Raw genomic sequence first — 12,360 nt, forward strand, 5'->3', positions numbered from 1 at the left:
AATAAGTTATAAATTTTACTACATATTTTTTAAAAGTATTATTGAAAGTAAATTATAAAATTCAGAAATCTTAATTTTATATAAAAATTTCTTGAGTGACAATTATGTTGAGAGCAGAAAATTTATCAGTTGGATACGGAAATTACGTTGTAGTTAAGGGCATAAATTTAGAAATAAAGGAAGGAGAGATTTTATGTATTATAGGGCCGAATGGAGCTGGAAAATCTACACTTTTAAAAACAATAGCAAGTTATTTGGAGCCAAAGGAAGGGGTAGTTTATTTAAATGGAAAAAAGATTCATGATTTAAAACCTAAAGATTTAGCTAAAGAGATGGCAGTGGTTTTAACGGAAAGGGTTAATCCAGGGAATATGACGGGTTTTGATATTATAGCAATTGGGAGATATCCATATACTGACTTATTTGGTAGATTAAGTGAGAAAGACAAAAAAATAATAGTCGAATCTGCAAGGGCAGTTAATGCAGAATATCTGTTGAAAAAGAATTTCTTTGAGATGAGTGATGGAGAAAGGCAGAAGATAATGATAGCGAGGTCTTTAGCTCAAGAGCCAAGAGTTTTAATCTTGGATGAGCCTACTTCATTCTTAGATGCAAGACACAAGATTGAACTAACTTTGTTGTTGAGAAAGTTGGCTGACGAAAAGAATCTGGCAATAGTTGTAACCTTACACGATATTGAGCTTGCTTTAAGAATCGCGGATAAGATGGCTTTGATAAAAGACCATAAAGTTATTGCCTACGGATATCCTGAAAATATAATGAAAAGGGATGTGGTCAATAATCTCTATGATTTAAAAAATGCCAATTATAGCGAGGTTATTGGATATTTTGAGTTAAAAAATAATCATAAAATAGATAAAAAGGTCTTTGTTATCTGCGGAGGGGGAAGTGGTGTTAATGCTTTAAGATATTTGGTTAAAAATGGATATAAAGTAGTTGTTGGTGTTTTACATAAAAATGATGCTGATTACTTTGTAGCAGAGGCGATGGGAGTTGAAATAATTGCAGAGGAGGCATATAGTAGGATATCAGAAGAAAAATTTAAAGAAGCTTTAAAGGAATTAAAGACATCTGATGTTGTTGTTTATACGGATTTTCCAATTGGGGAGATGAATGAATTAAATGTAAATCTTGTTGAGGAGGCAAAAAAACTTGGAAAGAAAATTATTTATTACAATGGTGATATTTCGGTTTTAAAAGAGATTTAATCAATTTTTATATTTTTCTCTCCTTTATAAACCAAGTATATAACCAATAAACCACCCAATATGTCTAAAACTGCTCCAATAGGAAGAGGGGAGGCAGATCTTTCTATGCCGTAGATGTAGTTGAGCGGGACAAAGTATTTTAGAGAGACAATGTGGCATAAGACCATTAAAACAGCTCCTAATAGCATTGAAGTTGGCATTAAATACCTATGATCAGATGTTTTTATTAAAGGTCTTGCTAAATATGGGGCGATTAATCCAATGAATGCTATGGAGCCAACAAATGGAATTATAGCTCCAGTGATGAATGAGGCAAAGAACAATATTAAAATTCTTGTTTTCTTTATATTTAATCCAAAGCTTTTTGCATATCTCTCTCCAAATAACAAGGCGTTTAAGGGTTTTAATAAATATACAACTCCAATAACAAATATAATTGTGCAAACAGTCATTGGGGCCATATCATCTAAACGAATCCTCGTTAAACTACCAATTACAAATTCCCAATATTGGTGAATTTGGATATCTTCAGCATTGGCTATTAAATAATCTCTAACTCCTCCAAGCAAATAACCAAGCAATAAAGCAACTATTATAACTCCATTAGCTTCTTGAACTCTATATGCGATTATTAGAAGCATAATCATCGCAAAAATTCCACCAATCCAACCAGCAATAAGGATTTTTGTAATATAATCTGTAGTTATTGCATCTAAAAGTTTTGAAACATTATCTAAAAATATAACTAAAGATGCTATCAATAGAACTCCAGAAGTTATGCCAGTGGTGTAAGGAGAGGCTAATAAATTCCTAAATAATGTTTGTAGCATTAAACCAGCCCCAGCTAATGTTAAACCAACAATTACAGCCCCTAATATTGGAGGTATTCTACATTTTTTTATAATGAGGTCTTTAAATTCATCTCCTGAACTTCCTTTCAATAAAAAGTTGGTTATATCTTCATATGTTATTGATTTTGCATTTCCACCAATATAACATCCAACAATTGGCAGAACTACAGATAATGCTAATAAAATTAATATTATAGTTATTGCTCTTTTGTTCATTTAAATCCCCAGCTTTCTTACTTTTAAGTATATGAAAATTGCAATTGGAGCTCCAATTATTGACAATGGGCAGGAAAGCCCTAATATGTTTGATGATGCTGGAATCACAACTCCTGGTCTAACCAATATATCTGCAATAACCAAAAACAAACTGCCCAATAAAGCGGTTACTGGCATTACATAGATGTGTTTTGATGTTCCACATAACATCCTCGCTAAAATAGGACACATTATTCCTATAAAGGCAATAGGCCCAGTAAATGCTACAACAGTTGCAGTTAAGATACAAGATAACAAAATTAGTTCTGTTTTAAGTTTTTTAATATTTACTCCAACGCTAATGGCATATTTCTCCCCTAAAAGATTAGCATCAAGCTTTTTTGATAGGAAGATTATCGTCAATATTGAAGTTGGAATTAAGATTATTGCCATAATTTTAATTTGAAGGGCTGTTAAATTAGCAACAGAACCCATTCCCCACATTAAGTATTCAGATAGCTTGCTTGCCTCTTCGTTGATATGGCTTCCCATGTATATGATGATAGTAGTGAAACCATAGGCAATAGAACCAATCATCATTCCACAAATTAGTAGGGTTGAGACCTGCTTAACTGCCCTTGCTATGTTTATAACGACAAATACTGTTATTAAAGAGCCTATGTAAGCGGCAATAATCCTTCCCCAAATGTCATGAGGAATCCCAAACCCAAAAAGTATTGATGTGAATATATATAAAACAACACCTAAAGATGCTCCACTCGCTACCCCAATTAGGTAAGGATCTGCCAATGGATTTCTAAAATAGCCTTGCATTAAAATTCCTGCTAAAGCGATAGACATTCCAGCAATGATTGCTCCAACAGTTCTTAAAATCCTTAATTTTTCAATAATTTTATCTTTAATTGGATTACCTGTAGTGCCATTTAGGATGTAATTTTTTACATCTTCATAGCTAACTTTAATACTACCTGCAGTTAAGCTGTAAATTGATGAAACAGCAAGCAATACTGTTAAAATTACGCATAGGGAAATAACTCTTTTTACTCCCAAACAACCACCATAGAATTTTTATGAAAAATGGTTTAATGGTGTTATTTAAGTGTTATGATTTTATTTTTGTTAATATTTGGTATTACATCACAATTGTGGATAAATGTAATATTAAAGAATTTTTAATGAATTATAAAACTCATTTTAATATTATATACTTTATTGCAAAATTATTTTAGTGATTAAATAATTAAATATATAAATACATAATTACAAAAAATAAGTTAAATAAAATAATTAGCTTAAAAATAACATTAAAACAGTTTAACGATTAAGGGGGAATCATGAAATTAAATAAAATAATAAAAATATACGAATTTGATGAAAATGAAAGAAAAAAGATTTTGAATTTTTTAAAAGAGGAACTGTTGAATGGAAAAATTATTATCTGCGGAACTGATACGTTGTATGGCATTTCAGCAAACGCATTAGATGAAAATGCTGTAAAAAAAGTATATAAAATAAAGAAGAGGGATTTCAACAAACCACTATCAATATGTGTTAAAAATAAGGAGGAGATTGAAAAATATGCCTATGTAAATGATTTAGCTAAAAAAATTATTGATGAGTTTCTTCCAGGACCTTTAACAATAATTTTAAAGAAAAAACCCATAATTCCAGATATTGTAGCTAAGGATTACATTGGAATAAGGATTCCAGATGAGGCTATTATTAGAGAGCTCTCCATAGTTCCTTTAACAACAACTTCGGCAAACATCTCCGGAGAAAAAAGCCCAACAGCTGTGGAAGAGATAAATCCTGAGATTTTAAAAAAAGTGGATTATGTTGTTGATATAGGAAAATGTAAGTATTCAAAACCTTCTACAATTATTAAAATAGAGGATAACAAAATAATTCCAATTAGAGAAGGGGCCATCCCCATATCAAAAATTAAAGAGATGAGATAAGGTTTATCCCTCTTCTTCCTCACTCATAGTTTTGTAGAACTCTCCATACTCTACTTGACTCTCTTTGCTCATCAACTTGTCAATTGAGTTCTTCATAATCATTGCATACAAATCAATTAAATCCCTATATTTAACCTCTGGTAATCCAGTGTAGACAAATAAAACTTTTTTAAATCCTCCTCTTGTAGCGTTCTCGACTAAGTATGTGGATAAAGCCTCAACTAATGGATCTACTGGTGGATAACCTTTACCTAATGGAACTCTCTTTTTATAGAATCTTTTTCCGTATTTAAGCCCAATAACTTGTGAGAATCTGAAATGCATTATGTAATCTGATATTTTATCCATTCTTTTGAAAATCTTTAGCCACCAATCAACATCCGCCTTCTCAGATGCTTCATCTAAATCATCTTTCTCATAAACTTCTAATTCATTTAAAAATATATTTTCCAACTGTAAGGATGGAATAATCTTTATATCTTCCTCTTTAGCCGCTTTAACAAGCTCTTCAATCTCATCTAATGTTCCAAACTCCCCAATATTTGTCGCTGGCTCTGGAGAGTAAATAATATCGTTATTGACTTCACTGAATTTTTTCAAAACATCTAAATGGTAGTTCAAATCATCCCCCACTCTTCTACCTAAGTGATAGTTGTATATCTCAGCCCCACACAATGTAGCTTTTTCTATTGCTGAAAGATGTCCTTTTAACCCTTTTTCTGAAGATAAGTTGTAGTAAGGTCCATGAGCTATTATTGAGGTGAAATATTCTTCACTTAATTTTTTGTAACTTTCATAGTATCCAGATGGCAATCTTCTTGATAAAACTGCAGGAGGGATTTCTGTAATCCTTGTTCCTAACAATGCCGCCTGTTTTAATGTTGACAAAGCGTTGTAAGTCCCCCACTCGAATAGTATCATTTTCTCACCTAAATTTTTCTTCTATAGTAAATAATATAAGCATTAAACATATATAAACATTTCAATTAAAAACCAATGGTGACAAGGATGATAATCAAAAAAATTAAGGAATTAACGAGAGAAGAGAAGGAAAAAATAATTAACAGGAACAAAGCTAACTTTGAAGAAATACTGCCAACAGTCATGGAGATTTTAAAGGATGTTAAGGAAAAAGGAGATGAAGCTTTAAAGTATTACACAAAAAAATTTGATGGCGTTGAAATAGATAATTTTAAAGTTACAGAAGAGGAGATAGAAGAAGCTTATAACTCAGTAGATTATAAAATTGTTGAAGCAATAGAAAAAGCCAGGGAAAACATTTATTACTTCCACAAAAAGCAGATGGAGAATATAAAAGATTTAAAAATAAATAAAGATGGAATAATATTGGGGCAGGTTGTTAGAGCAATAGAAAAAGTTGGATGCTACGTTCCTGGAGGGAGAGCGTTTTATCCTTCAACTGTTTTGATGACAACAATCCCTGCAAAGGTTGCTGGATGTGAAGAGATATATATCACCTCTCCACCAACAAAAGAAGGAAAGGGAAATCCATCTACATTAATAGCAGGAGATATCGTTGGAGTTTCAGCAATTTACAAAGTTGGAGGAGTTCAGGCTATAGGAGCTTTAGCTTACGGAACGGAAACAATTCCAAAAGTTGATATTATTGTTGGGCCAGGTAATATATATGTAACAACGGCAAAAAAGATGGTTTATGGGGAGGTAGCTATTGATTTCTTAGCAGGACCTTCGGAAGTTTTAATTATCGCCGATGAAACAGCAAATACAGAATTTGTTGCATTGGATTTCATTGCTCAAGCTGAACACGACCCTAACGCCTCCTGTATAATAGCAACAACCTCTGAAACTAAGGCAGAGGAAATTAAAAATAAAATATTTGAAGAGATAGAAAGAGTTGAAAGGAAAGATATTATTTTAAAAGCTTTGGAAAACTCTGCCATATTAATTGGTGATTTAGAAGAGTGTATAGAGTTTTCAAACTTATATGCTCCAGAACATTTAGAAATATTAACTAAAAATCCAGATGAGGTTTTGAATAATATTAAACATGCTGGAAGTGTATTTTTAGGAGATTATAGCCCCGTTCCAGTTGGAGATTATGCCTCTGGAACAAATCATGTTTTGCCAACGTCACAGTTTGCAAGAATGAGCTCTGGTCTAAATGTAGAAACGTTTTTAAAGAAGATAACTTATCAAAAATTAGATAAAGAAAGTTTAAAAAACATTGCTGATATTGTTATTACATTGGCTGAGGCTGAAGGGTTGTTTGGACACGCTGAAGCGGTTAGAAGGAGGTTAGAAAAATAGTATAAATTAATTTAAGTTTTAGTAAAAATAAATAAAAATTTGGTTAGAACGGTGAAAATTAATGACATTATTACTTTTATTAATTTTAGTTTTTGGTTTGGTAGGTTTTGGATTACTATTGGGGTATTTATTGTTTGGCAGAAGAAGAGAAGTTGTTTATACTACTGGAGAAGCTAATAGAATGGTTGTGGTTGATAGAAGAGATAATTTATTAGGAACTGCAGCTGCTGTTGCTGGTGGAGTTGTAGCTGGAGAGTTAATAGCCGATGCTATGGAAGATTTGATGGATAGAGATGTTGAAGAGGAAATAATTAATGGAGTAGATGATGTTGGCGAAACAATAAGTGATGCTGTTGATGACTTTGGAGATATTGATTTTTAATCCAATAACTTATTATATGTGAGAGTATGGAAATTGGAATAAGTATAGAGGCAGATAACAAGATTGGAGTTTTACACAAACTTACTGGAATTCTTTCTGAATTGGGGGGAAATATAACTTACACTCAACAATTTATTAAAAGTGATGGTAATACTGGATTTATTTACATGGAAGTTGAGGGAATTGAAGATATTGAGGAATTAAAGAAGAGAATGGAACGTTGTGAATATGTGAAAAGCTTTGAAATTCACAGCTCACTAAAAAAGATTTATGGTAAAAGGGTTATTATTATTGGCGGAGGGGCTCAAGTTGCTGAAGTTGCAAGAGGGGCGATAAGTGAGGCGGATAGACACAACATAAGGGGAGAGAGAATTAGCGTAGACACTCTTCCAATAGTTGGTGAGGAAAATTTATATGAGGCTGTTAAGGCAGTTTCAACCTTACCAAGAGTTGGGATTTTAGTTTTGGCAGGATCTTTAATGGGGGGAAAGATAACTGAAGCAGTTAAAGAACTGAAAGAAAAAACAGGAATTCCAGTAATAAGCTTAAAAATGTTTGGTTCTGTTCCAAAAGTGGCTGATTTGGTTGTTGGAGATCCTCTACAAGCTGGTGTCTTGGCAGTTATGGCTATTGCTGAAACAGCAAAATTTGACATAAATAAGGTTAAAGGAAGAGTCCTATAAATGAAACTTTTAGAAAAAGTTGAATGAAAATCATAGATTTTCATAGCTGGAAAGCTTTGCTTTCCATTTCATCAAAACGGATGCATTAAGAGGGGTTAAAGCCCCTCATAATGTCTCTTTTATAGTGGAGTTGCCAAAAGGCAACTCCACTCCGGGTATAGCAATAGGGCGGTAGTCCTATTTTTCCTAAAAGGCTGTTTTAATAAATTTTTATTATTATTTTTTAACCTTTTCAACAACTCTAATTCCAAAAATCTCAGCGGTTTTGTATTGTCCATTCTCATCTTTTTCAGCAGATTTAACCATATCCCAAATTGTCAATAAAGCTATAGAAACTCCAGTTAATGCTTCCATTTCAATTCCAGTTTTATAAGTAGTTTTTACTGAACAAATTGCCTTTATTTTATCTTCAAACACTTCAAAATCAATATTTACTGAAGTTATTGGTATTGGATGGCACATTGGAATTAATTCGTAAGTTTTCTTAACCGCTAAAATTCCAGCAATTTGAGCAGTTGTTAAAACATTTCCTTTTTTGATTTTCTGCTCTTTTATTAGCTTAATTGTTTCTGGTTTTAATTTTATATAACCTTCAGCAACGCAAAACCTTTCGACATCTTCTTTTTCTGAGATGTCAACCATTTTAACGCCTTTATCATCAACATGAGTTAGCATTTAACCACCAATAGTTTATTAAATAATTTACAATTTAGTAGCATATGACTTAAATTATATAAATCATTTTTATGAGTATATTTATATATGTAAGTTTAAAGTTTATTGGTGATCATCATGGATGAAAAAACAAAGTTAATGAGATGTATCATTGAGAGGATATTAGAGGAGTATAAAGAAGGAAAAACATTAGATAAAAAAAGAATTGAGCAAATTAAAGCTGAGTGTTTGAGAATTCATAGAATTGGTATTGGACATCCTTCAAACTCTGAAATTTTGCAGTATGCTACTGAAGAAGAAAAAAAGATTTTAATTCCAATATTAAGAAAAAAGCCAGTTAGAACTATCTCCGGAGTTGCTGTTGTTGCTGTTATGACCTCTCCAGAAAAATGTCCACATGGAAAGTGTATGTTTTGCCCAGGAGGAGTTGGAAGCGTCTTTGGAGACGTTCCTCAAAGCTATACTGGAAGAGAACCGGCCACTATGAGAGGTTTGATGTTTGGCTTTGACCCATATCTTCAAACAAAGGCAAGGATTGAACAGTTGGAAAAGGTAGGACATCCAACAAATAAGATAGAGCTTATTATAATGGGAGGAACGTTTCCAGCGAGAGATATAAGTTATCAAGATTGGTTTATTAAGAGATGCTTAGATGCTATGAACGGAGTAGAGGCGAGTAGCTTAGAAGAGGCTCAGAAGATAAATGAAACTGCAGAGCATAGATGTGTTGCTTTGTGCGTAGAAACAAGACCTGATTATTGTGGAGAAAAAGAGATAAATCAAATGTTGAAGTTAGGAGCTACAAGGGTAGAGTTAGGGGTTCAAACAATATACAATGAGATTTTGGAGTTTTGTAAGAGAGGGCATACTGTTGAGGATACCATAAAAGCTACTCAGCTATTAAAAGATAGCGGTTTAAAGGTCTCTTATCATTTAATGCCAGGAATGCCAGGCTCTGACATGGAGATGGACAAAAAAATGTTTAGAGAGATTTTTGAAAATCCTGATTTTAAGCCAGATATGGTTAAGATATACCCATGCTTAGTTGTTAAGGGAACTGAGCTTTATGAAATGTGGAAGAGAGGGGAGTATAGACCATATAGAGAGGAAGAGGCAATAGAGATAATTAGCTATGCAAAATCAATAATGCCAAAATGGGTAAGAACTTCAAGAATTCAAAGGGATATTCCAGCTACAGTAATAGTTGATGGAGTTAAAAAGAGTAATTTGGGAGAGCTCGTTTATAAATATATGGAAAAGCATGGAATTAAATGCAAGTGTATAAGATGTAGGGAAGTAGGGCATGTGATGTATAAAAAAGGAATAATGCCAGAGATCGAGCATATAAAACTATGTAGGGAGGAGTATGAAGCAAGTGGCGGAACTGAAATATTTTTATCCTATGAAGATGTGAATAATGATATTTTAATAGCATTTTTAAGATTGAGAGAGCCATACAAACCATTTAGAAAAGAGATTGATGAAAATACTATGTTGGTTAGACAGTTGCATGTTTGTGGGCAAGAAAAACCATTAACTAAGGATTTGAAGGAAATTACCTGGCAACATAAAGGGTATGGAAGAAAGCTTTTACAAGAGGCGGAAAGAATAGCAAAAGAAGAGTTTGGAAAGAAAAAGATTTTAGTGACAAGTGGTATTGGTGTTAGGGAATACTATAGAAAGTTGGGATATGAGAGAATTGGGCCTTATATGGGCAAATATCTATAAATGAACCTTTTAGAAAAAGTTGAATGAAAATCATAGATTTTCATAGCTGGAAAGCTTTGCTTTCCATTTCATCAAAACGGATGCATTAAGGAGGGGTTAAAGCCCCTCATAATGCCTCTTAATAAAATTAGAAAAATTTTTCGAATTGTTGAGGGTGTATGTCAATATAGAGGTAAAGTTCTTCTATAGACTTAAGAGAAATGCCACAATAAGGGGGAGGTATAAATTATCATCTATTTTCAACCCTTTACTTACGAACTCTGCCAATGCAGAGATTAAAGCTACAAGAATTCCATAAACTCCATAAAATGGATACAAAATTAATGAGGATGATATAAAAAATGCCAAAAATCCTTCAACTGTTTTTTCAAGGTATTTCATCTTTAGTTTCCCTCTAACACCTATGAATGTAGCTAAGGCATCCCCAACTGCAAAAACTAAGATTCCAAAGAAGACAGCATTTATATCATCAATTAATAGAAGGGATATTAGCATCCCAATGGCAAAGTATATGGCCCCTCTACCATCTTCTTTCTCTCTTTTGCAGAGATTTAGCAAATCTGAGATTATTGGGATATAATAGCTTTTACATAAGAAATATAATAAAGTGCCAACAGCTATACTAACAACTAATGGAATTATCAGCTGTTTTTTAAATATTAATACTGAAAAAGCTATTAAAACTCCTGCAGTTAGATGAATTGTCTGCCTATAAAGTTCTTTCACATTTTCAGCCTCTAACATAAGAAACTTTAAGATTTTTAAACGTTGCTATAAGCCCCATAAATCTTCTCATGAAACTTTAAGAAAGTTTCATCAAAACTGATGCATTAAGGAAGGGCTTTCAGCCCTCCATAATGCCTCTTGGATTAAAGTGGAGTTGCCTTTTGGCAACTCCGCTCTGGAGTATAGCAATCGCCAATAGGCGAGTAATGAAATCCGTAGGATTTCATCTGATAGAGGCTATGCCTCTATGCATGTATTGCCTCGCTTCGCTTGGCAATGCCTCTTAATTACAGTGAAGATGAACATAGGGCCATCTTTCATAAACCTTTCCATAGGCTTCATAAACCTTTCCATTAACTACTGTGTATATTGGAAATCCTTTGATTTCCCATTTATCAAATGGGCTGAATTTTGCCTTTGATTTGAATAGTTCAGCGTTAATCTTTCCTTCTTTTTTCAAATCAACGATAGTTAGATTTGCCAAATTGCCTTCTTCAATTTTGTTGTTTATTTTGAATATTTTGGCAGGATTTTCTGATAAAACCCTAACAGCATCAAATAAAGTTATGAGTTTTTTATTAACCAAATTCAAAGTTAAAGGAACTATTGTTTCAACTCCAGGAATTCCAGAAGGGCAGTTTTTAACATCTTTAATTTTATCCTCCAACAAATGAGGGGCATGGTCTGAGGCAACGATATCAACATCTTCATTAACAATTCCTTTAATTAAAGCTATGTTATCTTCTTTTTCCCTTAAAGGAGGATTAAATTTTCCAAAACCTTTTAATTCTTCAGCCATATCCTTATTTAAATAAATGTGGTGGGGAGTGGCTTCAACACTAATTTTTACATTTTTCAAATCCTGTTTAGCTTTTTTTATTAGATGTAAAGCCTCTTTAGTTGATATATGGCAAAAGTGGACGTGTGGCTTTTTATCTCCCAATTTATCAATAATTTTTAGATATTTTATAACTTCTTTAACTGCTTCAACCTCTGATTTTTCATCTCTAATTTTACAGTGGTCTATCCAGCTTTTTAAACTATATTTCTTTAGATTTTCGTCTATCACATCTTTATGCTCTGCATGGATGCAGAAGAGCTTATTTTGGTTTAAAATATCTTTTAGCTTTGAATAATCCTCTATATATAAATCACCAACTGATTTTACCATAAATATCTTATATGCCTTTGCATCTTCTATATTTTCAAAATAATTCCTCTCAGTAACTCCAAAATTTAAAAAAATATTTATTTTGCTATTCTTTTTACAATCTTCGAGTTTTTTATAAAATAACTCTTTTGTAGTTATTGGAGGCTTGTTGTTTGGCATATCTATGGCAAAGCAAACTCCTCCATTTATTGCGGCTAAGCTACCACTTAAAAAATCCTCTTTCTTTTCCTCTCCCCATCTAAAATGGACATGTGCATCAATAACGCCAGGAATAACGATAGAGTTTTTTATATCAATTACTTCATCTCCTCCTTTAATATCTTTTGCTATTTTTTTAATTCTCCCATTTTCAATTAAAATATCTCCATCAATAATTTTTCCATCTTTTACTATTCTGCAGTTTTTTAATAACATATTATCACTTCTTATGGACTATAATCCAAATACTACCC

12 protein-coding genes are annotated in these 12,360 nt (G+C 32.5%); 6 read left to right on the top strand and 6 right to left on the bottom strand.

Translation table 11 applies throughout. From position 1 onward, the window contains the following. Positions 1 to 104: 104 nt before the first annotated feature. Entirely contained in the window at positions 105 to 1,229 is a 1,125-nt protein-coding gene (locus MEFER_RS05805; RefSeq protein ID WP_015791686.1) for an ATP-binding cassette domain-containing protein, read from the top strand. Here the strand turns inward: MEFER_RS05805 and MEFER_RS05810 are convergent. Then, the gene (locus tag MEFER_RS05810; RefSeq protein WP_015791687.1) at positions 1,226 to 2,296 is read right to left on the bottom strand and encodes a FecCD family ABC transporter permease; all 1,071 of its coding nucleotides are present in this window, start codon (positions 2,294 to 2,296) and stop codon (positions 1,226 to 1,228) included. The genes MEFER_RS05805 and MEFER_RS05810 overlap by 4 nt on opposite strands. Next, positions 2,297 to 3,346 (bottom strand): FecCD family ABC transporter permease, encoded by a 1,050-nt coding sequence (locus MEFER_RS05815; protein WP_015791688.1) that lies wholly within the window; start codon positions 3,344 to 3,346, stop codon positions 2,297 to 2,299. 284 nt (positions 3,347 to 3,630) lie between these two features. On the opposite strand from MEFER_RS05815, the gene MEFER_RS05820 reads away from it, so the two are divergent. Next, positions 3,631 to 4,254 carry an L-threonylcarbamoyladenylate synthase gene (locus tag MEFER_RS05820; protein ID WP_015791689.1) on the top strand — a complete coding sequence of 208 codons (624 nt, stop codon included), beginning with the start codon at positions 3,631 to 3,633 and terminating at the stop codon, positions 4,252 to 4,254. A gap of 3 nt (positions 4,255 to 4,257) precedes the next feature. Here MEFER_RS05820 and MEFER_RS05825 read toward each other — a convergent pair whose 3' ends face one another. Then, entirely contained in the window at positions 4,258 to 5,175 is a 918-nt protein-coding gene (locus tag MEFER_RS05825; RefSeq protein ID WP_015791690.1) for a hypothetical protein, read from the bottom strand. Between the two features lie 87 nt (positions 5,176 to 5,262). Between MEFER_RS05825 and hisD the strand changes: the two genes are divergently transcribed. From hisD to MEFER_RS05840, 3 genes are all read left to right on the top strand, one after another. Next, entirely contained in the window at positions 5,263 to 6,543 is a 1,281-nt protein-coding gene (gene hisD, locus MEFER_RS05830; protein WP_048056351.1) for a histidinol dehydrogenase, read from the top strand. Positions 6,544 to 6,604: 61 nt separating this feature from the next. Beyond that, on the top strand, positions 6,605 to 6,925 hold the full coding sequence (locus tag MEFER_RS05835) for a hypothetical protein (RefSeq protein ID WP_015791692.1): 321 nt from the start codon (positions 6,605 to 6,607) through the stop codon (positions 6,923 to 6,925). Between the two features lie 26 nt (positions 6,926 to 6,951). Continuing rightward, positions 6,952 to 7,608: a DUF5612 domain-containing protein gene (locus tag MEFER_RS05840; RefSeq protein ID WP_015791693.1), complete on the top strand. Its 657-nt coding sequence runs from the start codon at positions 6,952 to 6,954 to the stop codon at positions 7,606 to 7,608. A 216-nt stretch (positions 7,609 to 7,824) separates the two neighbouring features. Here MEFER_RS05840 and moaC read toward each other — a convergent pair whose 3' ends face one another. After that, positions 7,825 to 8,283, bottom strand: coding sequence for a cyclic pyranopterin monophosphate synthase MoaC (gene moaC, locus MEFER_RS05845; protein WP_015791694.1), 459 nt, complete (start codon positions 8,281 to 8,283; stop codon positions 7,825 to 7,827). Between the two features lie 117 nt (positions 8,284 to 8,400). Between moaC and MEFER_RS05850 the strand changes: the two genes are divergently transcribed. Next, positions 8,401 to 10,011 carry a tRNA uridine(34) 5-carboxymethylaminomethyl modification radical SAM/GNAT enzyme Elp3 gene (locus tag MEFER_RS05850; RefSeq protein WP_015791695.1) on the top strand — a complete coding sequence of 537 codons (1,611 nt, stop codon included), beginning with the start codon at positions 8,401 to 8,403 and terminating at the stop codon, positions 10,009 to 10,011. A gap of 183 nt (positions 10,012 to 10,194) precedes the next feature. On the opposite strand, the gene MEFER_RS05855 is transcribed toward MEFER_RS05850, so the two are convergent. Together MEFER_RS05855 and MEFER_RS05860 are read right to left on the bottom strand one after the other, a co-directional pair. Continuing rightward, complete coding sequence (locus tag MEFER_RS05855; protein ID WP_048056448.1) at positions 10,195 to 10,737, bottom strand: diacylglycerol/polyprenol kinase family protein; 543 nt, start codon at positions 10,735 to 10,737, stop codon at positions 10,195 to 10,197. A 283-nt stretch (positions 10,738 to 11,020) separates the two neighbouring features. Continuing rightward, positions 11,021 to 12,322 carry an amidohydrolase family protein gene (locus MEFER_RS05860; protein WP_015791697.1) on the bottom strand — a complete coding sequence of 434 codons (1,302 nt, stop codon included), beginning with the start codon at positions 12,320 to 12,322 and terminating at the stop codon, positions 11,021 to 11,023. Positions 12,323 to 12,360 lie beyond the last annotated feature (38 nt).

The organism is Methanocaldococcus fervens AG86, from assembly GCF_000023985.1.
GTDB lineage: Archaea > AGJL01 > Methanococci > Methanococcales > Methanocaldococcaceae > Methanocaldococcus > Methanocaldococcus fervens.